Annotated in this window: 25 protein-coding genes; 12 read left to right on the top strand and 13 right to left on the bottom strand. The window is 72.1% G+C overall.

Going from position 1 to position 26,649, the window contains the following annotated elements:
- Nucleotides 1-62 precede the first annotated feature (62 nt).
- Nucleotides 63-1,064, top strand: coding sequence for a phosphotransferase (locus EDF50_RS09450; RefSeq protein ID WP_123519276.1), 1,002 nt, complete (start codon nt 63-65; stop codon nt 1,062-1,064).
- On the opposite strand, the gene EDF50_RS09445 is transcribed toward EDF50_RS09450, so the two are convergent.
- Entirely contained in the window at nt 1,055-4,378 is a 3,324-nt protein-coding gene (locus EDF50_RS09445) for a UvrD-helicase domain-containing protein (RefSeq protein WP_370453988.1), read from the bottom strand. The two genes, EDF50_RS09450 and EDF50_RS09445, sit on opposite strands and share 10 nt — an antisense overlap.
- Entirely contained in the window at nt 4,375-7,581 is a 3,207-nt protein-coding gene (locus EDF50_RS16435) for a UrvD/REP family ATP-dependent DNA helicase (protein WP_148076803.1), read from the bottom strand. Before EDF50_RS16435 ends, EDF50_RS09445 begins: the two co-directional genes overlap by 4 nt.
- A gap of 139 nt (nt 7,582-7,720) precedes the next feature.
- On the opposite strand from EDF50_RS16435, the gene EDF50_RS09430 reads away from it, so the two are divergent.
- Nucleotides 7,721-7,945, top strand: coding sequence for a DUF3107 domain-containing protein (locus tag EDF50_RS09430; protein WP_043595511.1), 225 nt, complete (start codon nt 7,721-7,723; stop codon nt 7,943-7,945).
- A gap of 2 nt (nt 7,946-7,947) precedes the next feature.
- Nucleotides 7,948-8,244, top strand: coding sequence for a hypothetical protein (locus EDF50_RS09425; protein WP_123519274.1), 297 nt, complete (start codon nt 7,948-7,950; stop codon nt 8,242-8,244).
- Nucleotides 8,245-8,336: 92 nt separating this feature from the next.
- Here the strand turns inward: EDF50_RS09425 and EDF50_RS09420 are convergent, their stop codons facing one another.
- On the bottom strand, nt 8,337-9,056 hold the full coding sequence (locus EDF50_RS09420; protein WP_233570487.1) for a ferritin-like fold-containing protein: 720 nt from the start codon (nt 9,054-9,056) through the stop codon (nt 8,337-8,339).
- Between the two features lie 84 nt (nt 9,057-9,140).
- Between EDF50_RS09420 and EDF50_RS09415 the strand changes: the two genes are divergently transcribed.
- Entirely contained in the window at nt 9,141-10,592 is a 1,452-nt protein-coding gene (locus EDF50_RS09415; protein ID WP_123519273.1) for a DEAD/DEAH box helicase, read from the top strand.
- 111 nt (nt 10,593-10,703) lie between these two features.
- On the opposite strand, the gene EDF50_RS09410 is transcribed toward EDF50_RS09415, so the two are convergent.
- Complete coding sequence (locus EDF50_RS09410) at nt 10,704-11,558, bottom strand: PHP domain-containing protein (protein ID WP_123519272.1); 855 nt, start codon at nt 11,556-11,558, stop codon at nt 10,704-10,706.
- Nucleotides 11,559-11,641: 83 nt separating this feature from the next.
- On the opposite strand from EDF50_RS09410, the gene EDF50_RS09405 reads away from it, so the two are divergent.
- Both EDF50_RS09405 and EDF50_RS09400 read left to right on the top strand, forming a co-directional pair.
- Nucleotides 11,642-12,673, top strand: coding sequence for an endonuclease/exonuclease/phosphatase family protein (locus EDF50_RS09405; RefSeq protein ID WP_123519271.1), 1,032 nt, complete (start codon nt 11,642-11,644; stop codon nt 12,671-12,673).
- Between the two features lie 46 nt (nt 12,674-12,719).
- The gene (locus EDF50_RS09400) at nt 12,720-14,219 is read left to right on the top strand and encodes an aminopeptidase P family protein (RefSeq protein ID WP_123519398.1); all 1,500 of its coding nucleotides are present in this window, start codon (nt 12,720-12,722) and stop codon (nt 14,217-14,219) included.
- Between the two features lie 77 nt (nt 14,220-14,296).
- Here EDF50_RS09400 and EDF50_RS09395 read toward each other — a convergent pair whose 3' ends face one another.
- The 4 genes from EDF50_RS09395 to EDF50_RS09380 form a co-directional block, all read right to left on the bottom strand.
- Complete coding sequence (locus tag EDF50_RS09395; protein WP_233570485.1) at nt 14,297-15,094, bottom strand: copper resistance CopC family protein; 798 nt, start codon at nt 15,092-15,094, stop codon at nt 14,297-14,299.
- Entirely contained in the window at nt 15,091-15,918 is an 828-nt protein-coding gene (locus EDF50_RS09390) for a YcnI family protein (protein WP_123519396.1), read from the bottom strand. Before EDF50_RS09390 ends, EDF50_RS09395 begins: the two co-directional genes overlap by 4 nt.
- 118 nt (nt 15,919-16,036) lie before the next feature.
- Complete coding sequence (locus tag EDF50_RS09385) at nt 16,037-16,675, bottom strand: hypothetical protein (RefSeq protein WP_123519270.1); 639 nt, start codon at nt 16,673-16,675, stop codon at nt 16,037-16,039.
- A gap of 17 nt (nt 16,676-16,692) precedes the next feature.
- Complete coding sequence (locus EDF50_RS09380; protein WP_123519269.1) at nt 16,693-17,193, bottom strand: general stress protein; 501 nt, start codon at nt 17,191-17,193, stop codon at nt 16,693-16,695.
- 71 nt (nt 17,194-17,264) lie between these two features.
- Between EDF50_RS09380 and EDF50_RS09375 the strand changes: the two genes are divergently transcribed.
- From EDF50_RS09375 to EDF50_RS09365, 3 genes are read left to right on the top strand one after another with little or no spacing between them, the layout of a single operon-like run.
- On the top strand, nt 17,265-18,587 hold the full coding sequence (locus EDF50_RS09375; protein WP_123519268.1) for a magnesium transporter MgtE N-terminal domain-containing protein: 1,323 nt from the start codon (nt 17,265-17,267) through the stop codon (nt 18,585-18,587).
- Nucleotides 18,574-19,155: a DUF1003 domain-containing protein gene (locus EDF50_RS09370; RefSeq protein ID WP_123519267.1), complete on the top strand. Its 582-nt coding sequence runs from the start codon at nt 18,574-18,576 to the stop codon at nt 19,153-19,155. Before EDF50_RS09375 ends, EDF50_RS09370 begins: the two co-directional genes overlap by 14 nt.
- Nucleotides 19,148-20,320, top strand: coding sequence for an Mrp/NBP35 family ATP-binding protein (locus EDF50_RS09365; RefSeq protein ID WP_233570483.1), 1,173 nt, complete (start codon nt 19,148-19,150; stop codon nt 20,318-20,320). The genes EDF50_RS09370 and EDF50_RS09365 overlap by 8 nt, the downstream gene beginning before the upstream one ends.
- Before the next feature lie 173 nt (nt 20,321-20,493).
- On the opposite strand, the gene EDF50_RS17030 is transcribed toward EDF50_RS09365, so the two are convergent.
- On the bottom strand, nt 20,494-20,616 hold the full coding sequence (locus EDF50_RS17030; RefSeq protein ID WP_255410071.1) for a hypothetical protein: 123 nt from the start codon (nt 20,614-20,616) through the stop codon (nt 20,494-20,496).
- A gap of 188 nt (nt 20,617-20,804) precedes the next feature.
- Between EDF50_RS17030 and EDF50_RS09360 the strand changes: the two genes are divergently transcribed.
- Nucleotides 20,805-21,719 carry a LysR family transcriptional regulator gene (locus tag EDF50_RS09360; RefSeq protein ID WP_123519266.1) on the top strand — a complete coding sequence of 305 codons (915 nt, stop codon included), beginning with the start codon at nt 20,805-20,807 and terminating at the stop codon, nt 21,717-21,719.
- A 72-nt stretch (nt 21,720-21,791) separates the two neighbouring features.
- Here EDF50_RS09360 and EDF50_RS09355 read toward each other — a convergent pair whose 3' ends face one another.
- Nucleotides 21,792-22,199, bottom strand: coding sequence for a Sec-independent protein translocase TatB (locus EDF50_RS09355; protein WP_123519265.1), 408 nt, complete (start codon nt 22,197-22,199; stop codon nt 21,792-21,794).
- Nucleotides 22,200-22,268: 69 nt separating this feature from the next.
- Between EDF50_RS09355 and EDF50_RS09350 the strand changes: the two genes are divergently transcribed.
- Complete coding sequence (locus tag EDF50_RS09350) at nt 22,269-22,895, top strand: O-methyltransferase (RefSeq protein WP_123519394.1); 627 nt, start codon at nt 22,269-22,271, stop codon at nt 22,893-22,895.
- A gap of 113 nt (nt 22,896-23,008) precedes the next feature.
- Here EDF50_RS09350 and EDF50_RS09345 read toward each other — a convergent pair whose 3' ends face one another.
- The 3 genes from EDF50_RS09345 to dapE all read right to left on the bottom strand — a co-directional run bounded on the left by EDF50_RS09345 (nt 23,009) and on the right by dapE (nt 25,592).
- Complete coding sequence (locus EDF50_RS09345) at nt 23,009-23,179, bottom strand: DUF3117 domain-containing protein (RefSeq protein ID WP_071256769.1); 171 nt, start codon at nt 23,177-23,179, stop codon at nt 23,009-23,011.
- An 83-nt stretch (nt 23,180-23,262) separates the two neighbouring features.
- Complete coding sequence (locus tag EDF50_RS09340; RefSeq protein WP_233570481.1) at nt 23,263-24,534, bottom strand: hypothetical protein; 1,272 nt, start codon at nt 24,532-24,534, stop codon at nt 23,263-23,265.
- Nucleotides 24,519-25,592, bottom strand: a complete 1,074-nt coding sequence (gene dapE, locus EDF50_RS09335) for a succinyl-diaminopimelate desuccinylase (protein ID WP_123519392.1) — start codon at nt 25,590-25,592, stop codon at nt 24,519-24,521. Before dapE ends, EDF50_RS09340 begins: the two co-directional genes overlap by 16 nt.
- Before the next feature lie 75 nt (nt 25,593-25,667).
- On the opposite strand from dapE, the gene dapD reads away from it, so the two are divergent.
- Nucleotides 25,668-26,642, top strand: coding sequence for a 2,3,4,5-tetrahydropyridine-2,6-dicarboxylate N-succinyltransferase (gene dapD / locus EDF50_RS09330; RefSeq protein ID WP_123519264.1), 975 nt, complete (start codon nt 25,668-25,670; stop codon nt 26,640-26,642).
- Nucleotides 26,643-26,649: the final 7 nt, after the last annotated feature.

Below are 26,649 nucleotides of genomic sequence, written 5' to 3'. Positions count from 1 at the left end.
CATCGCGAGTTGACAGCGTGGCGCACGGCAGGGCACCGCGTGCAGCGGCCTACCCTGAGGGCATGGCCAGATCTCATCTCACTCTAGCCGCGCTGGCCACGGCCGCCGTCGCGGACCTGGACGTCACGCGTGCGTCACGCCACGGCAGCGAGACGGGTGGCGACTTCGACTCCGCGCTCGTCGACGGACGCGCCGGAGAGCACTGCATCGTCCGCGTCCCCCGCTCGCAACGAGCCGAGGCCGAGCAGTCGTCCGACCTCGTCGCCCTGCGCGCCCTGAGCGCGGGGGTCCGCGGGCGCCTCTCGTTCGACGTCCCCGCCTACCGTGGCCAAGCCCCGATCGGTCGCACCCGCGGAATCGTCTACGACGTCGTCCCGGGCAAGCACCTCTCGATCTCGCGACTCACCGCGACCAGCGATCTGCCGACGGCTCTCGGCCGCGCGGTGGCGGCGATCCACTCGCTGCCGACGAGTTTCGTGACCGACGCCGGCCTGACCAGCCACACGCCGTTCGAGGCCATGCGGTCCTCGGCGGCGCTGGTCGATCGCGCGGCCTCGACGCGCCTGCTGCCCGCTGCGCTGCTCGAGCGCTGGGAGGCCGCGATCCAGGACTCGGTGCTGTGGCAGTTCCAGCCCACGGTCGTCAACGGCTCCCTCGACGCCGGTTCGGTGCTCGTCCTCGGCGACACCGTCAGCGGCGTGATCGGCTGGCACGACCTGCAGGTCGGCGACCCGGCCCGCGACCTCGCCTGGTTGCTCGGCGCCCCGAGCCCCGAGGCGATCGACACGGCTTTCGAGGCGTACAACACCGCTCGCGGGACGAGCGATCACCAGCTACGACACCGGGCCACCCTGTACCGCGAACTCGACCTGGCGAAATGGCTGCTGCACGGCACGGGCACGAAGAACACATCGGTCGTCGACGACGCCGTCGAGATGATGACGAAGCTCGTCGACTCGTTGCCCGGTGGTCGCCGGGCCGGCATCGGATCGGGCTCGACCGCCGCCCTCGACGTCGACGGCGTCGAGGACCTGCTCGAGGCGACCGAACGCCGTCACGTCTGAGACGAGGTCTGCGCCTCGACCCGCTGCCAGAGCCCGACGAGTTCGCTGCGGTCGGCCACGTGCCGGGGGCGCAGCACCACGTCGTCCGCGACGAAGTAGAACACGGCGTCGATGCTCTCGGCGGGAATGCCCCTGAACCGTGCGTAGGCCTCACGGTAGAGGGCCAGCTGGAGCTGCTTGAGCTCGAGGTCGGCGTCGTCGGTCGGCGCCTTGCCGGTCTTCCAGTCGACGACCTCGAACCGACCGTCACGTGCGAACACGGCGTCGATCTTGCAGATGACGGTCCGACTGCCGAGCGGGAGGTGGATCTCGAGTTCGACGTCCTTCGGCTCGAGCGACGCCCAGGCGGACCGCTCGAAGGTCGCGACCAGCTGCGCGAACCTCCTCGCGTCGTCGGGATCGACCGGGCCCGTCCCGGGCGAGCCGACGCGTTCGTCGTCGAGATCGCTCTCGTCTCGCCAGGCGTCGAGGGTCTCGGCCCGCCCCGTCGGCCGGAAACGCTCCTCAACCCACTCGTGGAACAGCGTGCCGAGACGGGTGGCCCGGTAGGGCCTCTCCGGCAAGGGCCGACGCAGCGCGGCGGCGACCGCCGCCGGGTCGTCGACGTAGTCCTTGAAGCGTGAGGCGGGGATGCGCTGTGGCAGGGGCACCACCCCTGTCCCTGACCGGGCGGCGTCGCGTTCGAGCAGCAGCAGATCGATGTCGGCCGACCATCTCGACCGGGACGGCGGCTTCACCGTGTCGACGAGCTCGTCCCTCGAGCGTCGCTCGACTGCCGCGGAGACCCGGGCCGCGGCGTCCTCGACGACGGCGCGGCGCTGACCCAGCGGGTCGAGGGGCCAGCTGAGCTCGCGCGAGGCGGAGGCCAGGGGGTTCTCCTCGTCGTCGGGTCGCTCGGGCAGGTCACCGGGCGGGACGAGTCCCCTCTCGGCCAGCTCGACGACGAACCGGCTCGCCGGACGCGGGCGCACCGCGCTCGTCCAGAAGGAACCGCTGACGAGCAGGGCGTCACGGGCCCGGGTGAGCGCGACGTAGGCCAACCGCCGCTCTTCGGCCTGGTGGCGGACGACCAGCTCGTCCTTGAACGCCTTCAGCGCTTGGTCGAACTCCTTCTGGTCGGCCACGCCCTGCCAGCCGAGCACGGGCAGCTCGGCGGCGTCGCCGCGGAACTCGTACGGCAGCTCGCCGAAGCCGAGCCAGCCCACGCCCTCGCGGGAGGTGCCCGGCAGCTCGCCCTCGACCATCCGGGGTACCGCCACGACATCCCATTCGAGTCCCTTCGACCCGTGGATGGTCAGCAGCTGCACGGTGCCCCGCTCGGCCTGCTCGGACCGCGGCCCCATGTCGTCACGGCGCTCGGCCGCCTCGAGCCACGACAGGAAGCCCCCGAGCCCCGCGTTCTCGTCGGTGGCGACGTACCCTGCCAGCTCGTCTTCGAAGGCCTGCAGCCAGGCACCACCCGAAGGCGCCCCGGTGGCCGCCGCGACCTCGACGTCGAGGAGCATCTCGTGCTCGACCAGGGTGACCAGGTCGACGAGGTCGAGCCCCGTGCGGCCCCGGAGGAAGGCGAGCTGCGAGCCCAACCGCCTCAGGCGGGTGAGCCCCTCGTCGCTGAAGGCGGCGAGCTGCCGGTGGGTCACGGGCGCTGTGGCCACGAAGTCGAGGGCGTCGACGATCGAGCCGTGCTCGCCGACGGCGACCGATGCCCGGAACCCGGCGGCGACGTCGTCGTCGAGGCGCTGCTGGGCGTGGTCGTGCGAGAAGAGCCACGACGCGACGTCGCGCAGCCGCGCGATGTCGCGCACACCGATCCGCCAGCGGGCCCCGGCCATCAGGCGGATCGCCTCGGAACCGGCCGACGGGTCGTGCAGCACCCGGAGGCAGGACACGAGGTCGACGACCTCAGGTCGTTGCAACAGACCGCCGACGCCGAGGACGTGGTACTTCACCCCGCGTGCGGCGAGTGCCTCGACGAAGACGGGCATGGTCTTCTTGGACCGGAACAGCAACGCGGCCGTCCGGCGGGCGGGCTCGCCGTCGACGATCGTGGGGACGGCCAGCTCGCCCTGCAGCCAGGCCGCGACCTGGTCGGCCTCGCCCGGCAACGTCTGGTCGAAGAGCAACTCGACGCGCCCCTCGGGAGCGCCGGGCCGAGGACGCAGCTCACCCACGATGGCACCGGAGGTCCGAGCGAGCTCGGCCACGACGGTGTTCGCCGCGTCGAGCACGCGTGACGCGTTGCGCCAGCTCGTCGAGAGGCTGAACACGGCGTCGGGTCGAGCGCCGAAGTCGACCGGGAACCGTCCGAGGTTCGCGGCGCTGGCACCGCGAAACCCGTAGATCGACTGGTGGGGATCGCCGACCGCCATGACCCCGGTGCCCTCGAAGAGACGGGACAGCAGGGTGGTCTGGACGACGCTGGTGTCCTGGTACTCGTCGAGCAGCACGACACGGTACCGGTCGCGCAGCTCGGTCACGACACCGGGCGCGGTCTCGCAGACCTCGAGCGCCAGGGCCACCTGGTCCGAGTACTCGACGAGGCCGCGGCGAGCCTTCTCGTCGGCGAACGCCGCGGCGAGCTCGAGCAGCGGAGGCAGGGCCGACACCGCACCGACGGCGTCGACGACCGACTTGTAGGCGCTGCCCTTGGTCGACGGCAGGCTCGCGAGGTCGAGGAACCGGTCGGCCAGGCGCGCCACGGGCTCGGGCCCCGTGACGTTCTCGCTCAGAGCGTGGCTGAGACGGAGGACGGCCTCGGTGATGCCGTCGACGCTCCGACCGAGCCCGGCGAGGCGTTCGTCGTGGCTGCCCACGACGAGTGAGCGTGCCAGCTGCCAGGCGGACGCGTCGCCGAGCACCTGCGACTCGCTCTCGCGGCCCACCCGCAGGGCGTTGTCACGGAAGATCGCGTTGGCGAACGCGTTGTAGGTCGAGACGGTGGGCACGTCGAACGGATCGACCTCGTCGCCGAGCAGCCCGACGGCCGCGAGCTGCGCGATGCGCCGTTCGATGCGTTCGCCGAGCTCGCCGGCGGCCTTTCGGGTGAACGTGAGCCCCAACACCTGCGAGACGCCGACGAGACGGTTGGCCAGCAGCCAGACCACGCGGTTGGCCATCGTCTCGGTCTTGCCGCTGCCCGCGCCCGCCACCACGAGGGCGGGCTCGAGAGGCGCCTCGATGACGGCCTGCTGCTCGGGGGTCGGCGTCGGCAGCCCCAGCGCGTCGGCGATCTCGGCCGCGCCGAGAAGCGACGAGGAGGCGCGGGTCGCGTCGCCGAGGCCGCCCGTGTCCCGCACGCCCTCCACCCCGGTCACGAGCCGCTCACCTCGCCCACCACGTGGATGCGGCACGACCCGCCGTGCCGTCCTTCGCAGTGGTCGTCGAGGCGGCCGACGAACACCCGGCCCGCCATGTGTTCGGCGGCGTCGACGACCCGGGCGCGGAACGCGGCGAGCTGGTCGTCGTCGAACGCGCCCTGCGCCGGCTCGCGGTAGAGCTTGCCGCGCACCCCCGACGACACGATGACGAGCTTCGCCCCGCCGGGCGGCGTGCCCTCGGGCACGGCCTCGACCGCGCCGTCGGCGAGGGCGACCTGGTAGGTGCCGAGCTGCGGGTGCTCGGCCACGGACTGCGGCGACGTCGGGGCCGACCGCCCCGTCTTGAGGTCGACGATGACGGCGGCGCCGTCACGGGTGCGCTCCACCCGGTCGATCGAGCCTCGCAGGCGCGCCGGTCCGATGTCGAGCGTGAACGTCGACTCGGCTCCGAGCAGGCTGCCGCCCGACGCCTGGAAATCCCGGAGGTACGCGGAGAGGCTCTCGGTCATGGCGAGCGCCCGGCGCCTCTCGGACTCGGCGATCCAGGCCGACTCGAACTCGAGCTCGGGCCAACGCGCCTCGACCGCCCGCCAGAGCGAGTCGACGTCGGTGCCCTCGGCGTGCTCCATGACGTCGTGCAGCACCGTGCCCAGGCCCATGGCCGCGTTGGGCGGGGACCCGCCGAACCGGTCGACGAACCAGTGCAGCGGGCACTCTTCGAACGACCCGAGCTGCGACGGTGAGACCGGGACGCGGGCCTCGGGGTCGTCGAGGTCGATGAGCGGTTCGGTGGTGGTCGGGTCGAGCAGCCCGTACCAGTCGTCAGGCGACGCGCCGGCCACGCCCTCGCCGGCGAGGCGGGCCAGGGCGTCGACCGCGTCGTCCGCCCGGGGACCATGAGGCGACGACACGAGCACGTGCCGCAGGTGCCCGACGAGCCCCCTGAGCGACAGGGGATGACCTGCGGGGGCCTCGGGGCAGTCGGCGGGCAGCAGCCGGAAGAACGGCGAAGGACCCTCGTCGTCGTTCGAGGTGCACGAGAGCACGACCTGCCGCGTTGCCCGCGACACCGTGAGCGCGAACATGCGCAGCTCGTCGGACAGCACAGCGGCCCGGGCATCGGAGGGGACGTCCGGTTCGGCGTCCTGGTCGTCGACCTCGCCGGGCTGATCGGGCCGGGTCTCGAACAGGCCGCGTTCGGCCAGGGCCACGAGCTCGTCGGGCGCGAGGAGCCCGCCACGGACGCGGAGGTTCGGCCACACGCCGTCCTGCAGGCGGGCGGCGACGACGACGTCGACCTCGACGCCCACGGCATTGGACGGTGAGCAGACCAGCACCGTCTCGGCCGTCGCCTGCGGCGAGAGCGTGTCTTCGGGGACCTCGGCCCCGAGCAATGAGTCGAGGAAGGCACCAGCCGGTGCCTCGGGGGTGCGCTCGACGAACCGTTTGGCAGCGGTGAACAGTGCGACGACGCCGTCGAGGTGTCGGTCGGCCTCGGCGGCCACGATGCCACGGCCGTCGCTCTGCACCGACCATTCGGCCGCCAGCCCGCTGCGCTCCCACAGACCCCAGAGCACCTCTTCGATGCTGGCTCCGGTCGCGGCGGCACGACGGGCCGCGTCGAGGCTGGTCGAGAAACGCCCGGCTCGGGCCGCGAACCTCGAGTCGATCGTGACGAACCGGCCGGCGCCCTCGAGGGCTTCGACCAGCAGGTCGTCGGCCGAGCGGACTCCGCCCGCCTTGAGCTCGTCGGCTCGAAGCGCGAGCCTCAGCCGTCGCAGCGAGAGCGGGTCGAACCCGGCGAGGGGCCCCAGCAGCAACTCGGTCGCGAGCTCGACGGTGAGTTCGTCGCGTCCGACCGCCACGGAGGCGGCGAGCAGCAGATGGCGCGCGGCGTGCTCGTCGCGCACGGCGCGTCCGGCGACGGAGGTGCGGGTCGGCACCTCGGCGAGTTGCAGCCCCCGGGCGACGCCGTCCACCTGCCCACCGCTGCGGACGACGACCATCATGCGCGACCACGGCACCCGGCGGACGAGGTGGTGCTCGCGCAGCAGCCGTGCGACCGACGCCACTTCGTGGGTCGGGCTGTCGGCCCGGACGGTGACGATCGGGGGCACGGTGGAGTCGGTCGTGGCCCCGCCCTCGGAGGGCTCGGTGACCTGGGCCGCCGTCGCGGCGTGCTGGCGACCGGCGCCGGCCGTGCCGATCCTCGACGTGACGCGCTGCACGAGGTCACGGAGCGGTGGGTGATGCCGGTGGGCCGTGGAGAGGTACAGGGTCTCGACGTCCGACAGACCGAGTCGGGGGCCGAGCCGGCCGAGCACGTCGGGGGTGCCACCGCGGAACGCACTGGTCGAGAGGTCGGGGTCGCCGAACGCGACCACGGCGACACCCCGTCGGGTCAGGGCCCTCAGCAACGCCAAGGTCGACTCGGTCGCTTCTTGCGCGTCGTCGACGAGGACGACTCGCAGCCCCTCGACGACCGGAGAGGTCTCGCCGCGGTCGAGGGCGGCGACGGCGTGGTCGACGAGGTCGGCCGAGTCGAGGTGCCCGCCCCGGGCCGCGTCGAGCACGCTCAGGTACTCGTCACGGAAGTCCGCGACCGCGGCCCATTCGGGCCGGCCGGCCCGTTCGGCGGCTCGTCTCAGCCCGTCCGATCCGATGCGATGCTCGGTCGAGCGCATCAACACCTCGCGGAGCTCGGTGCGGAATCCGCGGAGCCGGCGCACGGACGGGCCCAGCCCATCGGGCCAGGACGGACCGGTGCCGTCGACCTCGTGCCCCTCGAGCAAGGAGCGGACGATGCTGTCCTGGTCGCCGCCGGTCAGCAGGGTCGGCGTCGGGAGGCCCACGAGTCGTGCCGCGTGTCCGACCACGTCGAACGCGAGGGACGAGACGGTGCGGGCCAGGGGGCCGGGGGTCGGCACGGTGAGCCTCGACGCGATCACGTCGCGCAGGGTCGTGGCGGTCGACCGCGTCGGGGCGAGCGCCATGACGGCGGTCGGGCCCCACCCGCGCACCTCGACTCGGTCGACCACGAACTCGACGAGCGTGCGGGTCTTGCCCGACCCCGGCGCACCCACGACCGCCGCCGACCGCCCGGCGGGCAGGTCGAGCACGGCCCGTTGTGAGTCGTCGAGGGCCGGCTGGACCGCGGGGCGTGTCGGGCCCGACACGGGCGGGGAGACGGTCGAGGCCATGCCCCGACGCTATCGGCTCGCACCGACATCGAGGTCGGACCGACGAGCCGGAGACCGGCGGCGGGCCGACGGATCGCCGCTTGTGCGCCGACAGTGAACGCGACGACGTGAGAGCGGCGCCGTCGGTTATCGTGACCACGTGGACATTCGCATCGGCATCACCAACAGCCCCCGTGAGATCAGCTTCGAGACGGCGCAGACCGCCGACGAGGTCGAGAAGGTCGTCGGCGACGCGCTCGACGGCGGCAAGTCGTACGTCACCCTCGCCGACTCCAAGGGCAAGACCTACCTGGTCCCCACCGCGTCGCTCGCCTACGTCGAGGTCGGCAGCGAAGAGAGCCGCAAGGTCGGGTTCGTCAGCTAGCCGTGGAACTCCTCTTCATCGTCCTGGGTGGCGCCGTCCTCGGCTTCGTCATCCACTACGCGCTACCCGACGCCGACACCCGTGGCGTGCTGCTCGCACCGGCCTTCGGTGCGGCGGTCGCCGCGATCGTGTGGGAGGCACTCACCTGGGCGGGTTGGCCGGCCGACGGTGGCTGGATCTGGGTGGCCGGACTCGTCGTCCCGGGCGTCGTCGCGATCGTGGTCTGCCGCGTCGCCGCCGTCCGCCGACGGGCGCGCGACAGCGAGCATTTCGCCCGGTTGCTCCGCTCCGCGTCCTGACACTGGATTCGGGGGTGGCCGCGGGGCCTGTCGAGGAGTCGTCAGGACTCGAACCCTGACGAGTCGTGCGGTGGGCAGGACGCCGTGACGGGTCAGGCGGTGAGCCCGAGCGCGTCCATGCGGCGGGTGTGGGCGGCGATCAACTCGGTGAAGACCGGTTCGAGGCGCTCGTCGTCCGCCGACACGTGCGAAGCGGCGACGGCGGCCCGCGCCACCAGCAGCGTGTCGCCCACGAGCCTGCGCCCCCAGAGGGCCAATCGGGATGCGAGCCGCGGGTCGGCCTCGATGGCCGCCGAGAGTTCTCGCACGACGAGCGGTGCGTCGTCGTGGGCCTCGAGCACCGAGACGATCCGCTTGTGGTGATCGGCGGGAAGCCCTGCCGCGAGTCGGACGAACACGTCGTTGAGCAGGCCGGCCGCGACGTAGTCGGCGAGGATCGCCTCGTACCAGTCGGTGCCCTCGGTACGGGCCCGGAACTCGTCGATGGCGGCGATGTGGGGCTCCATCGACCCGGTGGCGTCGTGGCCCGAGCGTTCGATCTCGGCCACCAGGCCACGGTGACGTGCGAGCGTCGTCTCGGCGATGCGCCCGGTGGTCTCTTTCGCGCGGACGTCGGGAGCGAAGGCCGACGAGCGACCCAGCGTCTCGAAGAGCGCCAGCTCGAGATAGGCCGCGTGCCCCAGGAAGACCAGCAGGTCGGGGGTGAACTGGTCGAGCTCGACCCGCGCCACGGGGGTCGGCTTCGCAGCGGGCCGCGGCCACTGCAGGGACGGGACGCCGCGTTTCGCACCTCGACCGGGCCAGGACACCACGCCCACATCTTACGGGGTCCGAGAGGGCGTCCGTCGCGACGGGCTAAACTCCTGGCATCCCCCTATATGAGACAGGGCAACACTTTGACATTCACTGACCTCGCGATCGACCCCGACATGGTCGACGCTCTGGCGTCGAAGGGGATCCTCGAACCTTTCCCCATCCAGACCCAGACCATCCCCCTCGCCCTCGCCGGCCAAGACATCATCGGCCAGGCCAAGACGGGCACCGGCAAGACCTTCGGTTTCGGCCTCCCGATCATCCAGCGCATCGGCCTCGACCCCGCTCCCGGCGTGAAGGTGCTCGTCGTCGTCCCCACCCGTGAACTCTGCGTCCAGGTGGCCGACGACCTCGAACTCGCCACGTCCAACCGTGCCACCAAGATCGTCAGCATCTACGGCGGCAAGGCCTACGAGGGCCAGGTCGAGCAGCTCAAGGCCGGCGCGCAGATCGTCGTGGGGACCCCCGGGCGCCTCCTCGACCTGGCGGGCCAGCGCCTCCTGAACCTCAAAGAGGTGCAAGAGGTCGTGCTCGACGAGGCCGACAAGATGCTCGACCTGGGCTTCCTCAGCGACATCGAGAAGATCTTCCAGCAGGTGCCGGCCACGCGTCACACCATGCTCTTCTCGGCGACGATGCCCGGACCGATCGTGGCTCTGGCCCGTCGCTTCATGACGAAGCCGATCCACATCCGCGCGACCGACCCCGACGAGGGCCTGACGCAGGCGAACATCAAGCACGTCGTCTACCGGGCGCACTCGCTCGACAAAGACGAAGTGATCGCCCGCATCCTGCAGGCCGAGGGCCGCGGCAAGACCGTCGTCTTCACCCGCACCAAGCGCGCGGCCGCCAAGCTGGTCGAAGAGTTGAACGACCGCGGCTTCAACGCGGCGGCCGTCCACGGCGACCTCAACCAAGAGCAGCGTGAGCGTGCCATGGCTGCTTTCAAAGCCGGCAAGAAAGACATCCTCATCGCGACCGACGTCGCGGCCCGGGGCATCGACGTGAACGACGTGACGCACGTGATCAACCACACCGTGCCCGACGACCACGACACCTACCTGCACCGTGCCGGCCGCACCGGCCGAGCGGGCAAGACCGGCATTGCCGTGACCTTCGTCGACTGGGACGACCTGCACAAGTGGGCCCTGATCAACCGGGCACTCGACATGGGTCAGCCCGAACCGGTCGAGACCTACTCGTCGAGCCCGCACCTCTTCGCCGACCTCGACATCCCGGCCGGCACCAAGGGACGCCTGCGTGCGACCTCGCTGTCGGCCGTCAAGGCGGGCTCGGCCGGCTCTCGCGAGCGCACCGGCGGCCCCCAGGGCGACCGGGACCGCGGTCGCGGGCGCGGCCGTGGCGACGCGCCCGTGCGTACCTCGGGCGAGCCGTCGGCCACGGGCCGCGGCGCCGCCCAGGCGACCGATGCCACGACGCCCTCGACCGACGGCACCGGCGACGCCCCGCGCAAGCGCAGCCGCAACCGACGCCGACGCCCCGCGGGCGACTCGTCGTCGCAGCCGCAGGGCTGACACCCGATCGTCACCGAGACCCCCTCGACCGTCCGCGGCGAGGGGGTCTCGTGCATGCGGCACGTCGCCGACCGGCGCATCGCCGACCGGGACGAGGAGGCGCGGGTCGACTCAGCCCCGGACGGGCGCCCACCCGGTCGCCGCGTCGACGATCCGGTCGAGCTGCTCGGGGGCCGTGGCGTTCTCGCCCAACCGGTTCGGCTTGCCGTCGCCGTGGTAGTCACTCGACCCGGTCACGATGAGGTCGTACCGCCGCGCGAGCTCGAGCAACCGGGCCTTGCCCGCGGTGGTGTTCTCGCGATGATCGATCTCGACGCCGAGCAGGCCGGCGTCGACGAGCGCCTCGAAGCCCTCGGTCGAGACGTTGGGCTCGCGGCCCCGTGTCGCCGGGTGGGCGATGACGGGGACTCCCCCGGCCTCGCGGATGAGTCGGACGCCGATCACGGGGCTCGGTGCCTCGTGCGGCTCGTAGTACCCGGACCGCCAGTGCAGGATGCCCGCGAAGGCGGCGCTCCGGTCGGGCGCGTACCCCTTGGAGACGAGGGCGTCGGCGATGTGCGGTCGGCCCAGGGTCGCCCCCGAGCTGGCCTGCGCGAGGACGTCGCCCCAGGTGAGGTCGTAGTCCGCTGCGATGCGTTCGACGATGCGCTCGGCGCGGTGCAGGCGGCTCTCGCGGAGGCGGGCGGTCTCGGCGACGAGTCCCGGGTGCGCGGGGTCGAAGAGGTAACCGAGCATGTGGACGCTGTTCAACCCCAGCCGAGTGCTGAGTTCCATGCCGGGGACGAGCGTGAGACCCGTCCCGGCGACGGCGGCCGAGGCCTCGGACCACCCGGCGGTGCTGTCGTGATCGGTCAGCGCGACGGTGTCGAGCCCCGCCCGCACGGCCGACGCGATCAGGGCGGCGGGCGTCTCGGTGCCGTCCGACACGCTCGAGTGAGTGTGCAGGTCGACCAGACGCGTGGGCATCCTCCCATCGTAGGCGGCACGCATCCGAGCCGTCCGTGCGGCGCCCGACGTGCGGTGAGGGGTTCCCCTAGGCTCCAGGAGCCATGATCCGTCGTCTCGTCGCCCTCGTCTTCGTCCTCGCCGTCGCCGCCGTGCTGTCGGTCGCCCTCTGGCCTCAGGCCGTCGGGCTGCAGCGCGTCTTCCCGGTCGGCCAGGTGGTGTCGTTCCGGCTCGCCGCCGCCGCCGTCGCGGTCGTCCTCATGGTGCTGCTGCTCGTGCTCGGGCTGGTCGCACGACCGATCCGGTCCTTGACGGCCAGCGCGGCCGTGCTGCTGCTCGTGTTCGGCGTCCTTTCGGCAGGCGTCGTGACGGCTCGAGGCCTCGGACGCACCGACTTCGTCGAGAAGACCCCGACCGACGTCACCGTCTTGTCGTGGAACACGCTCGGCGCGGCGACGGGGGCCGACGCCGTCGTCGCCCTCGCGACCGAGGTCGGCGCCGACGTGATCTCCTTGCCCGAGACCCGACAAGAGGTCGGTGTCGCCGTCGCCGAGGCCATGGGAGCCGCCGGCAAGCCCATGTGGGTGCACACGGTCGCCTACGACCAGATCGCGAGCGGTCGCTCGACGACCCTCCTGATCAGCGCCGCCCTCGGCGACTACCAGGTCGCGATCGGCGACGACGGCACGACCGACGCCCGCACGACACCTGTGCTCCCGACGGTCGTGGCGACGCCCGTCTCGGGCGAGGGGCCCACCATCGTCGCCGCGCACCCCGTGTCGCCGACGCCCGATCACATGGGGCAGTGGCGTGCCGGCCTCGGCTACCTCGCCGACGTCTGCCGGTCGGGTGACGTGATCATGGCGGGCGACTTCAACGCCACACTCGACCACATGGCCGGGCTGGGCTCCGACGGTGGGGCCCTCGGCGCCTGTCGCGACGCCGCCGAGGCGACCGCCAACGCCGGGGTCGGCACCTGGCCGACCGACGTCCCTCCCCTGCTCGGCGCCCCGATCGACCACGTGATGGCCACCGAACAGTGGCTGCCGACCGGCTTCCGGGTCGTGACCGAGCTCGACGAGGCCGGCAGCGACCACCGTCCCGTCGTCGCGCAGCTCAGTCGCACGGGGGCCTGACTCCGCCGACTGGGCGTCCGGCCCGTTTGGCGGGACAATGGTGGGCATGGCAGATCAGAAGGCGCCGCGCGCGACCACCAACCGCTCCACCACCCCCGGGTCGGACACGTTCAAGGACTACATCTCGTCGCAGTGGGCCGACCGCCCCGACGTCCTGCCCGAGCCGCGCGAGCAGGCGCCGTTCGCCGCCGACCGCCGCGCGCGGCTGTCCGCGCTGCACCCGGGCACCCGCCTGGTCGTGCCGGCCGGCTCCGCCAAGGTCCGGTCGAACGACTGCGACTACCCCTTCCGGGCCCACTCGGCGTTCTCGCACCTGACGGGCTGGGGTTCCGACACCGTGCCCGGTTCGGTGCTCGTGCTCGAGCCCACGACCGACGGCCACGACGCCACGCTGTACCTACGGGCGAGCGCCGGCCGCGACTCGGACGAGTTCTACGCCAACCCCGAGATCGGCGAGTTCTGGATCGGCCCGCGCCCGTCGTTGACGCAGGTCGCCGCCGACCTGGGGCTCGCGACGCGAGACCTGGCCGACTTCGAGGCCGTGGTCAGCTCGATCGACGCCGAGACCCTCGTCGTCCGCGAAGCCGACCCCGACCTGACGCGTCGTCTCGACGCCGTCGTCGAGGCCGCCGCCGAGCAGAGCCCCGCCTCGGCCGCCATCGCCGACGACACCCCCGCCCACGCGACCTCCGCCGACCTCGCCCGCGATCTGAGCGAGCTGCGGCTCGTGAAGGACGCCTACGAGGTCGCCCAGATGCGCCAGGCCGTCACGGTCACCGGCCGGGGCTTCACCGACGTGATCGCCGACTTCGACGACATCGTCGCCCACCCGCGCGGCGAGCGGCTCGTCGAGGGCACCTTCAACCGTCGCGCCCGGGCCGACGGCAACACGGTCGGCTACGACACGATCGCCGCCTCGGGCGACCACGCCTGCGTCCTGCACTGGACGCGCAACGACGGCGTCGTGCGCGACGGAGACCTGATCCTGATCGACGCCGGGATCGAGCTCGACAGCCTCTACACGGCCGACATCACCCGCACGCTCCCGGTCTCGGGTCGGTTCACCGACGTGCAGCGCCTCGTCTACGAGGCCGTGCTCGAGGCCGCCGACGCGGCGTTCGCGATCGTGCGCCCCGGCGTCGCGTTCCGCGAGATCCACGCGACGGCCATGAAGGTCATCGCCGAGCGCACGGCCGAGTGGGGCTTCCTGCCCGTCTCCGCCGACGAGTCGCTCGCGCCCGACCACCAGTACCACCGTCGTTACATGGTGCACGGCACGAGCCACCACCTCGGCATCGACGTGCACGACTGCGCCGCCGCGCGGCGCGACCTGTACCTCGACGGGGTGCTCGAGCCCGGCATGGTGTTCACCATCGAGCCCGGTCTGTACTTCCAGCCCGACGACCTCACCGTGCCCGAGGAGTTCCGCGGCATCGGCGTCCGCATCGAGGACGACATCCTCGTGACCGCCGACGGCGCCGAGAACCTCTCGGTGGGCATCCCCCGCACGGTCGCTGACGTCGAGGCGTGGATCGCGCGCGACTGAGGTCCGACGACGAAGGGCCCCGGGTGCGATGCGCCCGGGGCCCTTCGTCGGTCCACGTCTCGATCAGCGAGGCGCGCTCACCGCCCGTCGGACGGCTCGTCGGCGTCCGGGGCCGACGTGCCGTCGACCTCGGGATCGGCGGGCGTCGCGTCGCGGCGGCGGCCCGTGACGATCGCCACGACGACGCCGGCGGCGGCGAGGACGACGATCGCGACGGCGATCCCGATGACGAGACCCGTGTTCACCGCACCCGACCCGGGCTCCGTCGCGGTCGGCGACACGACGTCGTCACCCGGGTTCGCCATGGTCGTCACCTCGGGTTCGGGCGAGGCCGACGGCGAGAGCGAGGACGAGGCCGCATCGGTCTCGTCGTCGGTGGCGGCGCCGGAGTCGCCACCCGCGCCTCCTGCGCCGTCACAGCTCGGACGGGTCGGCGAGCCGGCCCCCTCGGCGGTGCCCGCGGCCGGGGCGTAGGTGAACGGGACGGCATCCGACACGGTGTGGCCGTCGGCCGAGACCGCCTGGTAGGTCATCGTGTAGGCGCCGGGCGCCCCGAGCGCGACGCCGGTCGTGAGGGTCGGGCCCGAGGTGGTCGAGCAACCGTCCTCGTAGTGCAGGCCGGCGGCGTCCGTCACCTCGAGCACGTTCGAACTGCCGGTGCCCGAGAGGTCGAGGATCACGTCGTTGAAGGTGATGGACGCCGTCGTCGGGGCCGAGTCGACGGTCGAGCCGGCGGCGGGCGTGCTGCTCACGACGTAGTCGTGCGCCGAGGCCGACCCCGCCGGGACGAGCGCGAGGGCACCGGTCGCGGCACCGAGGCCGGCGACCGCGAGCACACCGAGGAGGCGCGGTGCCCGCAGGCGCGCGGCCGTCACGCGTCCACCCGGCCGTTCTTCGAGGCGTCCGACGACGTCGCCCGGGGCCGACGGGTCAGCGCCACGACCGAGACGACGAGTGCCAGGGCGCCCAGGGCGAGGCCGCCGATGCCGAGTCCGATCGAGAGCGGTCCGACCGCGCCGTCGCCGGAACCCGACGCGGAGTCGGCGGAGGTGCTGAGACCCGCGGTCGTCGCGTCGTCGCCCGTGGTGTGTCCGGCGTGCTCGTCGGCCGGCGGCGCGTCGTTCACGTACAGGGTCGGTGCGGGGTGCTCGGGCTCTTCTCCCGAAGCCGGCGTCGCGTCGGCCCAGTCGACGACCGTGCCGTCCGAGTAGCGCTGGTGGGCCGGCAGGGCGATGGACCCGGTGTCGGGCACGGCACCGGCCGAGATGACGAACTGCTGGAACTGCCCCGGGGCGATCTGCGTGTCGCCCTCGGCCGTCCAGGTCACCTGGGTGGGCGCCTCGGTGACGGTCGTGCCGTCGATCTCGACCGGCTCGGGCAGCGTGCTGGTGGTGACCTCCGCCGTCCACCCCGGAAGGGGCTGGTACGACACCGAGGTGAACGGGGTGTCGGTGGGCAGGTCGACGACGAGCCCGACCGTGCCCGCGGTCGCCGACTCGTTCGGCACCTTGAAGGTGAGCGTGGCGTACGACCCGGCGTCGGCCTGTCCGGGCTCCACGTGCACGTGGGCCGACGCGGCGAGGGGCGCGGCCAGCGCGAGCAGGGCGGCGGCGCCGAGGGTCGCGGCCGAGCGGGCGGCGACGGCGGACGACCGTGGGCGGCGGGTCGTGGCGGATGCGGCGGTGGTGTTGCGGTTCATGGATCTGGTCCTCTCGATCGCGGATGCGATCGTTCTGCTGTGCATGACGATGGGCTCCGAGGGCACGGTGGACGCGCACGTCGGGACGACCGACGACGTGGGTCGCCGGCAGGTGGGGTCAGGCAGGGCAGGGCGGACCACGACGGGGCCGGGCCGTGAGGTGTCGTCGCCCGGGCGGACGCGGACGGACGCCGCCCGACGTCGGTGGGCGACGGACGACGGGTGCCTCGGGAAGGTGCCCCGCAGTCAGGAGGCGCGCGACGCCCAGACCACGGACGGCCAGTCGGACGAGGGCCCACGCGGCGCCCTCGCCCCTCCGCAGGGCGACGACGGTGATGACCGCCGCCAGGGCGTGGGCCAGCCACATGGCGGGGCCGCCCATGACCATGGCCGGGCCGACGCCGCCGGACACGGCCCCGTCGGCGATGGTCGAGATCACGAGCGCGGAGTGGTGCCCACCCGAGGCGGAGGCGCCGCCACCGTCCGAGGCGCCCAGGGAGAAGAGCAGGTGGAACGCCACCTGGCTGAGGGCGACCGCGACGGCCAGCCGTACGGTCGAGAGGTGGACGCCGGCGAGGGCGATCGACACCGGCACGGCCACGGCGAGCGCGAGCACCACGCCCAGTGCACCCGGCTGCATGCCGCCGCCGGCGACGTGCGAGAAGGCCGCGACCAGCGTCGACGCCCCGGCGATCACCCACCCCCGCGCGAAGCGCTCGGCACGGGTGGCCGTCGTGGAGGGGTCGCGGGGTGCCATGTCGACACCAGAGTACGTCAGCGACGTGGGGTCTCGGGACGGGCGAGGATCTCGTGGGCCCGGCCGGAGACCTCGGGGTCGACGACGATCTGGTAGTTCGACGCGAGGACCTGATGGGTCGACGTGAAGTCGCGGCGGCGTCGTGTGACGGCGAAACTGACGATGCCGTAGAGCATGCCGAAGCCCGCCCCGAGCAGGGCGGCCGCCCCGACGGTGGCCGCGGTGGCGGTCTCGGTCGCGAAGACCAGCATGACGAGGCCGAAGAAGACGCCGAGCCAGAGCCCCGTCACGGCCCCCGCCAGGGCCGCACGCCCGTAGCTCAGCCGTCCGGTCACCCGTTCGACCGTCTTGAGGTCGTTGCCGATGATTGCCACCCGCTTGATCGGGAACTCGGCCTGCGACAGCCGGTCGACCACGCGCTGGGCCTCGGGGTACGTGTCGTAGGTGCCGAGGACGTCGCCCCTCGGCAAGGTGGGCACCGTCGGCGAGCGTCGCCCCACGGGGCCCGGATTCGTCATCCCTGCATTAAACACGGTGCCCCTGCCGAGCCCCCGTCGGCGGGGACGGCGCGAGCGACTAAATTGGACGCGTGAGCGCAACCAGAGTCTTCGTCGCCCGGCTGGCCGGTTGCTCCGTCTTCGATCCCGCAGGCGACAAGGTCGGCAAGGTCCGCGACGTTCTCGTCGTCTACCGGCGGACGGGCGCGCCCCGCGTCGTGGGGCTCGTGGTCGAGGTCCCCGGCAAGCGCCGGGTCTTCGTGGGCATCGGCCGCGTCACGAGCATCGGTTCGGGCCAGATCATCACGAACGGCGTCATCACCCTCCGCCGCTTCGAGCAGCGGGGAGGCGAGACCCGGGTCATCGCTGACCTGCTCGGCCGACGGGTGTCGTTCCGACACGGGGGCGGGCACGCCTCCATCGAGGACGTGGCGATCGACGAAGTGAGCGAGGGCGACTGGGAGGTCGGCCAGCTCTTCCTGCGCAAGCCCAAGACGTCGCCGTCGCCCTTCGTCAAGGCACCCACCGCGTTCGCGGCGTGGGACGACGTCGTCGAAGAGGCCGGGCCGGGCGAGGCGCAGAGCGCCGAGCACCTGATCGCCGCGTATTCCGACCTCGTGCCCGCCGACCTCGCGAACACCCTGCTCGACCTGACACCCGAGCGGCGGCTCGAGGTCGCCGGCGAGCTGTCCGACGACCGTCTCGCGGACGTTCTCGAAGAGCTGCCCGAGGCCGAGCAGGTCGAGATCTTCACGGGTCTCGACGACCACCGCGCGGCGAGCGTCCTCGACCAGATGCAGCCCGACGACGCGGCCGACCTCATCGCCCAGCTGCCCGACGAGCGCACCGAGCAGCTGCTCACGCTGATGGAGCCCGACGAGGCCGACGACGTGCGCATGCTGCTCAGCTACGACTCCGACACCGCGGGCGGCCTCATGACGACCGAACCCGTCATCGTCTCGGCCGACGCGACCGTGGCCGAGGGCCTCGCGCTGATCCGGCGCCACGAGTTGGCCCCGGCGCTCGGCGCCGCCGTCTGTGTCGTCCTACCGCCCTACGAACCGCCCACCGGTCGGTTCCTCGGCATGGTGCACTTCCAGCGCATGCTCCGATACCCGCCGAACGAGCGCCTGGGCACCATCCTCGACCAGACCACCGAGCCGGTGCGCGTCGACGCCACGGCCCTCGAGGTCACGCGCGTCATGGCCACCTACAACCTCGTCTCGGTGCCCGTCGTCGATTCGGCGCACCGCCTGGTCGGCGTCGTCACCATCGACGACGTGCTCGACCACGTGCTGCCCGACGACTGGCGCAGTCAGGACCCCGACCAGCCCCTGACCCCGACCCGACCACGTGGTCGCACCCGCCGCCCGCCGGTCGGCCAGAGCACGAGGAGCGACGATGGCACGCGATAACCGCAACGACGTCCGCCTCGACGCCCCGAAGGGCATGCGCACCCGGGTGCTGCCCGGGCGCAAGCGGGTCAGCAGCGACCGCTTCGGGCGGGCGACCGAGTCCATCGCGCGGGGCATGGGCACGCCGTACTTCCTCATCGCCCTGACGCTCTTCTGCGTCGTCTGGATGATCTACAACACGGTCGCACCCGAGGGCATCCGCTTCGACAGCGCAGCCATCGGCTTCACCGCCCTGACGCTGATCCTGTCCCTGCAGGCCTCGTACGCCGCTCCCCTGATCCTGCTCGCGCAGAACCGACAGGACGACCGCGACCGTGTGCAGTTCGAACAGGACCGTCAGCGCGCCGAGCGCAACCTGGCCGACACCGAGTACCTGGCCCGCGAGGTGGTCGCCCTTCGCATCGCGATCCGCGACATGGCCAGCAAGGACTTCATCCGGGCCGAGTTGCGCTCGCTGCTCGACGAGCTCGACCGGCGCGACGACGACGAGACGCCCGGGGTCGAGGCGACCCGCCCCTCCTCGTCCTCGTCACGGCGCGAGACCCGCCACGACGGCCACCGTGGCTGAGCCGTCCGCCGCCTTCCGACCACCGGTGCCGACGCCGGACGACGTGCGCCGTGCGCTCGCCCGGGTGCTCGACCCCGAGATCCGCAAACCCGTCACCGAGCTCGACATGATCGGCGACGTCGTCGTCGACCCGGGAGGCGCGGCGACGGTGGTCGTCAAGCTCACCATCGTGGGCTGCCCGGCCGCAGACACGATCGAACGAGACGTCCGTGAGGCCACGGCCTTGGTGGCCGGCGTCACCGACGTCACCGTCGACGTGACCGTGATGACGAAGGACGAACGGCACGCCCTCACCCAGAAGCTGCAGGCCGGACGGGCGGCGCGGGGCATGCAGTTCGGGCCCGACACCCTGACCCGGGTCTACGCCGTGACGAGCGGCAAGGGCGGCGTCGGCAAGTCGACCGTCACCGCGAACCTCGCCGTCGCCCTCGCCGCCCGCGGTCTGGCGGTCGGCATCGTCGACGCCGACGTGTACGGCTTCAGCATCCCCGGGTTGCTCGGCCTGGTCGGCGCCGACGGCGCGTCCGTGAAGCCGACCCGCGTCGACGACATGATCCTGCCGCCTGTCGCCCACGGCGTGAAGGTCATCTCCATCGGCATGTTCGTCGAGGACGCCTCGACTGCCGTCGCCTGGCGCGGACCCATGCTGCACCGCACGATCCAGCAGTTCCTCACCGACGTGTACTTCGGTGACCTCGACGTGCTGCTGCTCGATCTTCCCCCCGGTACGGGCGACGTCGCCATCTCGGTGGGACAGCTGCTGCCCCACGCCGAGGTGCTGGTCGTCACGACCCCCCAGCCGGCCGCCGCCGACGTCGCCGAGCGCAGTGGGCTCGTCGCACGTCAGACGGGTCAGCGGCTGCTCGGCGTGGTCGAGAACATGGCCGGCCTGCCCCAGGCCGACGGCAGCGTGCTCGAGCTCTTCGGCTCGGGCGGTGGCGTCGAGACCGCGCGTCGCCTGTCGGCCGGACAAGAGGCCGAGGTTCCGCTGCTCGCGAGCGTGCCGCTCAGCCTGGGCCTCCGGCAGGGCGGCGACGAGGGCGTGCCGATCGTGCTCGCCTCCCCCGACGACCCCGCGGCCGCGGCCATCGACGGATTGGCGGGGCGACTGGCCGTCCGGGCCCGGGGGCTGGCGGGCCGCAAGCTCGGGCTCAGCGTCAACTGACCGGCCGACGAGCCCCGGACACGTAGAAAGGGCACCTCGCGCGGCGAGGTGCCCTTTCGTCACGGCGTCTCGCCCGGGGGCGGCGACGCGCTCGTGCCGCACCCCAGCACAGGGGCGACACACGCGATGACGGGGCGCTCAGGAGGGAGACGCGCCGACCACCGCGAAGACGACTACGACCAGCGGTTGTACGTCTTGGTCGGGATGGCGCGGAAACCGTCCCGGGCGACCGAGACGAGCGAGCCGGCGATTCCGACGGCGGCGGCGATGGCGAGGACGATGATTCCGGTGAGCATGGGGGACTCTTTTCTGGCGCGGTTCGACGCGCGGTTCTGCGTGGTGGGATGGATTCGCCACCGAGCCCGGGACCAGGTCGACCGGAGCTCGGGAGTGCTACGACGCGCTCCGGGGACTCCTCAATGATGCGCCTCATGAAGCGGTAGATCAATCTCACGCTTCTACCGAAACAGAGTAGATTTGCTACATGGACGTCAAGCGACTCGAACTGCTCCGCGAGCTGGCCGAACGGGGCAGTGTGGCCGCCGTCGCGCGAGCCACCCACCGCACCCCGAGTGCCGTCTCCCAGCAGCTCAAGGTGCTCGAGCGTGAAGCCGGCGTGGCTCTCACCGAACGCGTCGGACGAGGGATCGTGCTCACCGGCTCCGGACGCGTCCTGGCCCAGACGGCCACCGACGTCGCCGTCGCCCTCGAACGCGCCCAGGCGGTCTGGGACGACTTCGTCGCCACCCCCCAGGGAGAGGTCACGCTGGCCACGTTCCCGACGGGCGGGCAGATGCTGCTGCCGGGACTGCTGCGCACGGTGGCCGAGACCCCGGGCCTCGTGGTCGTCGCGAGCGACCACGACCCCTCGATCCGCGAGTTCCCCGAACTGGCCGCCGACCACGACGTCGTCGTCGCGCACTCGTCCGACGACAAGCCCTGGCCGGGCCGCGGTCTCGTCACCGTCCCGCTGCTGACCGAGCCCCTCGACATCGCCCTGCCTGCCGACCACCGCCTGGCCGGCCGGGCCTCGCTCGCACCCGGCGACCTCGAGGGCGAGAACTGGATCGGCGTGCCGCACGACTTCCCGTTCGAGTGGGTCTATCGCGAGATCGAGCGCGTGACGGGCAGCCCCGTGCGGGTCACCCAGCGCTTCAGCGACACCAAGGTGACGGAGTCCCTCGTCGGAGCCGGCCTCGGCATCGCCGTGCTGCCGCGTTTCACCGCCAAGGACGCCCGCGACGACATGGTCCTCGTGCCCCTCGAGAGCATCCGGGCCGTGCGCTGGGTGTCGGCCCTGCTGCGGCGGGACCGGGCCGAGCGCCCCTCCGTCCGGCGGGTCGTCGACGCGCTCCGCGCCGAGGCCTCCCGCGTCGCGGCCCTGCACGGCGGCGTCTGACCCGCCGGGTCCCGTCGTGAGGCACGCCTCGCGGCGACACGAGGGCTCAGGAGGCGCGGCGCGGGAGGCGCGTCAGGTCGCCTCGGAGTCGTACGGCGGCACCTCGCCCGCCGCGAGCGGCACGGCCTGGGCCGTGGACCGCCCACCGGGCAGCCCCGCGGAGACGGCCGCGGCGGCGGCACCGGCCGTCGCCATGCTCGGCGCCGACGGCTTGGGAGCCGCGTCGGAGCCGTCGAGCAACGCGTCGCGGATGATGCGCCGCGGATCGTACTGCCGGGGATCGAGCTTCTGCCACTCGACGTCGTCGAATTCGGGGCCCATCTCGTCACGCATGCGGGTCTTCGCCCCGTTGGCCATGTCGCGCACCGTCCTGACGAGTTGCGCCAGCTTCGAGGCGTAGCCGGGCAGGCGTTCGGGACCGAGCAGGAAGACCGCGAGCACACCGATGATGAGCAGCTTGTCGAACGTCAGACCGAACATGGACACGCATGCAGACTAACCGGTGACGACTCCGGGAACCCCCTAGAGTTGGCCTTTCGAGGAGTGGGTGTGTCGCAGATAGAGTCAAGTTGGAAGTTCGCGGAAGAACTCGTCACCGAGAGCGACGCCATCGCCGGGGCTCGACAGCACTCGCTCGAGGTCGGGGTCGAGGCCGTCTCGCCGGCGGTCGGCGCCCAGCTCGCCGTCGTGGCCGCCGCCTCGAACGCGTCGTCGATCATCGAGGTCGGCACGGGTCTGGGAGTCAGTGGCCTCTGGCTGCTCTCGGGCGCTCCCGGTGCGGTCCTGACGACCATCGACCGCGAGATCGAGCACCAGCAGGCCGCTCGCGACGCGTACCTCCAGGCGGGCGTCCCGGCCGCTCGCTTCCGCCTGATCGCCGGCCGCGCCACCGACGTGCTCCCCCGCATGAACGAGAACTCGTACGACATCGTCTTCGTGGACGCCGACCCCGGCTCGGTCATCGAGTACGTCGAACACGGCCTGCGACTCGCTCGTCCCGGCGGTCTCGTGCTCGTCGCTCACGCGCTCTGGCACGGGCGGGTGGCGAACCCGGCCGTCCGCGACAGCACCACCACCGGGTTCCGTACCCTGCTCACCGAGGTGTCGACGTCACCGGCCGTGATCAGTTCGCTCTCGACGGCGGGCGACGGTCTGCTCTCGCTCGTCAAACGCTGAGCCACCCCCGAGCGGTCGCAGGGCCGGAGGGCCGCGGCGAGGCCGCACGCACGAACGCCCGCCCGTCGCAGGTGCGACGGGCGGGCGTTCGTGGTTGATAAGGAGGTGGCCGACTACGCGCTGACGACGCCGGCGAGGGCGTCGTGCAACTCTTTGGCTTCGTCGTCGTTGACCGACACCACGAGGCGTCCCCCACCTTCGAGCGGAACGCGCACGATGATGAGACGGCCCTCCTTAACGGCTTCCATAGGCCCGTCGCCGGTCCTCGGCTTCATGGCTGCCATCAGATAGTCCCCTTTCGCAAGATGCTGGTCCTATTATCCGTGATTTCTTGCCCCCGACCTAAACGACGCCGTCCGGTCGCCGATCACGGCGGCGTCCAGTCGTACCCGTTCACCCACCAGCAGTAGTAGAGCCACACCCATTGAGCCGCCAGGAACACCGCCACGAGCATCGCCCGGTAGATCGTCGAGCGCGGCACCGCGAGCACGCCCAACACGGGGAAGAGCGGCATCAGGAGCCGCCAGGTGCTGGACTGCGGGAAGAACACGGCCAGCAGGTAGAGCGTGTAGGCGACGGCCCAGAGCCCCAGGTCGACGTCCGTGCGCCGTGCCCACGGCGACAGCATGAGGGCGGCGAAGGCGAGCAGGACGACGCCGAGCAGGACGATGCCGGAACCACCCGGAAACCACCAGTTCGCCCCGTCGACCCACGGGGTGAACGGCACGAGCGGCCCGTAGCCGATGTACGGCGCCCGCCACGCGAGCTCGGTCTCGGTGTAGGCGCCCGGCACGCCGGTCACCGCTCCGGCGACGACGAGCCATGCGACGCCGAAGACGGCCGTGACCGCGGCCGACACCCCCACGCGGACCCGGTCGCGCACCGGGAAGGGGTCGTCACGGCGATGCCACCAGCGCAGCAGCCCGTGCAGTCCGATCGCCAGGGCGAGCGGGAGGGCGCCGGGCCGCGTGAACGACAGGACGAGCACGACCGGCAGCATCGCCAGGTACTGCCGCCGGACCAGCATCAGCAAGCTCGCGCAGAGCAGGAACAGGAACATCGACTCGGCGTACGCCACCTGCAGCAGCGGTGACAAGGGCGCGACGCAGAACAACACGACCGCGAACAACGAGGTCGACTCGGACAGCGAGTGTCGCATCAGGCGGTAGAACAACAAGGCCGTCCCCGCGGCGCAGGCGACCGACACGGCGACGGCCAGCGTCGCGAAGGGGAGTCCCGTCAGGGTCATCAGCCCGCGGACGATGAACGGGTAGGCGGGCATGAACGCCCAGGCGTTCTCGCCCACGTGACCGTCGCCCGTGATCGGCAGGTCGCTCGGGTACCCCACGACGGCGATGATGTAGTACCAGTGGCCGTCCCAGATGGTCGCGAAGCTGCCGTAGTTGGGGCTCGCGAGGGTCCACGCGTTGGCCTGCTGGGCGCCCGCGAAGGTCAGCAACGCGATCGTGCTGACGACACGTGACAGCACGAAGACCACGAGCACGCGGGCCCACCACGGCGTCAGCCGGTACCGCACCAGGAGCCACCTCGACGGCGGGATCGGCCGTCGGAGGTCAGGACGCGAGAGCGGGGACGAGGAGGCGCGGCCCGCGTCGTCGACGGTCAGGCCGTCAGCCACGCCCGCAGTCCGCGCTCGTTGTCGAGGATCTGCTGCACGGGCACCCGCTCGTCGTCGTGGTGGGCCAGCATCGGGTCGCCGGGACCGTAGTTGACGGCGGGGACGCCGAGCGCCGAGAAGCGCGCGACGTCCGTCCAGCCGTACTTCGGCTTGGCCTCGCCGCCGACGGCGCGCAGGAACTCCTGCGCCAGCGGGGCGTCCAGACCGGGCCGGGCACCGGGTGCGAGGTCGACGATCGTGACGTCGAAGTCGTGGAAGAGCTCACGCACGTGGGCCACGGCCTCGTCGGCGCTGCGGCTCGGGGCGAAGCGGTAGTTGACGTGCACCATGCACTCGTCGGGGATCACGTTGCCGGCCACGCCCCCCGTGATGCCGACGGCGTTCAGGCCCTCGCGGTACACGAGACCGTCGACCTCGACCTCTCGTGCCTCGTAGGCCGCGAGCACGTCGAGGATCGGCGCGGCCTTGTGGATGGCGTTGTCGCCGACCCAGGACCGCGCGCTGTGCGAGCGGGCGCCGAAGGTGCGGATCTCGGCGCGGAGGTTGCCGTTGCAGCCCCCCTCGACCCCGCTGTTGCTCGGTTCGCCCAGCACGGCGAAGTCGCCCGCGAGCAGATCGGGCCGCACCCGCGCCAGGCGGCCCAGGCCGTTCAGCGCGTCGGACACCTCTTCGTGGTCGTACCAGACCCAGGTGACGTCGACGGCGGGGGCGGTCAACTCGACCGCGAGCCGGAGGTGGACGGCGCAGCCGGCCTTCATGTCGACGGTGCCGCGGCCCCAGAGGTAGTCGATGCCGCCCTCGGTCTCGAACCGCGTGGGCACGTTGTCGTTGATCGGCACGGTGTCGATGTGCCCGGCGATCACCACCCTCGAGGCCCGGCCCAGCTGTGTCCGGGCGACGATCGCGTCACCGTCTCGGAACAGTTCGAGGTGGTCGCACCCTTCGAGCGTGGCCCAGATCTCGTCGGCGACCCGGCGCTCGTCGCCCGACACGGAGCGGATGTCGCAGAGTTGCCTCGTGACGTCGACGGGCGAGACGGAGAGGTCGATCGGTGCCATGCGGGCGAGTTTACGGGCCGAGGGCACGGGTCACCTCCGAGCCGGGTCGTCGGCGGCTGCCGATACGCTCGGTCCATGACTTCCGACGCCACCGCCACCGCCCCGACCCACGCCTACGGGTACGGCCTCGCGACCGTCTCGCACGACGGCACCACGCTCGACACCTGGTTCCCGTCCCCCCGGCTCGGCACCCTGCCGGCCGACCGAGACCGCGAGATCGTCCCGGCCGAATTGACCGACGCGGCGGGCCCCGACGAGCGTCGGGCGGTGGACCTCGTCCCGGTGACCGTCGAGATCGACCTGAGCGCGCCTCCTGCGTCCACCCCCGACGCGTACCTGCGTCTGCACCTGCTCAGCCACCTCCTGGTCGAGCCCAACACGATCAACCTCGACGGGGTGTTCGCGCACCTGCCGATCGTGACCTGGACGAACGCCGGGCCCGTCCACCCCGACGACTTCGCGCGCCTGCGTCCGACGCTGCGACGCGCGGGCATCGTCGCGACCGGCATCGACAAGTTCCCGCGCATGCTCGACTACGTCTCACCCGACCGCGTCCGCATCGCCGACGCCTCGCGGGTGCGTCTCGGCGCTCACCTGGCACCCGGTACGACGGTCATGCACGAGGGCTTCGTCAACTTCAACGCGGGCACGCTCGGGTCGTCGATGGTCGAGGGGCGCATCTCGCAGGGGGTCGTCGTCGGCGACGGGTCCGACATCGGCGGCGGCGCCTCCATCATGGGCACGCTCTCGGGGGGCGGCACCCAGCGGGTGACCATCGGCGCCCGCGCCCTGCTCGGCGCCAACGCCGGCATCGGCATCGCGATCGGCGACGACACGGTCGTCGAGGCCGGGCTCTACGTGACGGCCGGCACCAAGGTCGTCGTCGTGGGCGGCACCCCGACCAACGACGGTTCGCCGCAGACCGTCAAGGCCGTCGAGCTCTCGGGTCAGCCCGGGTTGCTCTTCCGCCGCAACTCGCTGACCGGCGCCGTCGAGGTGCTCCCCCGCAAGGGTCACGGCATCACCCTGAACTCGCAGCTGCACGCGTAGGCACGGC

Source organism: Frigoribacterium sp. PhB24 (genome assembly GCF_003755185.1).
Taxonomy (GTDB): domain Bacteria; phylum Actinomycetota; class Actinomycetes; order Actinomycetales; family Microbacteriaceae; genus Frigoribacterium.
Note: the sequence above shows the minus strand (reverse complement) of the source record. Positions and strands in the feature narration are given on the sequence as shown.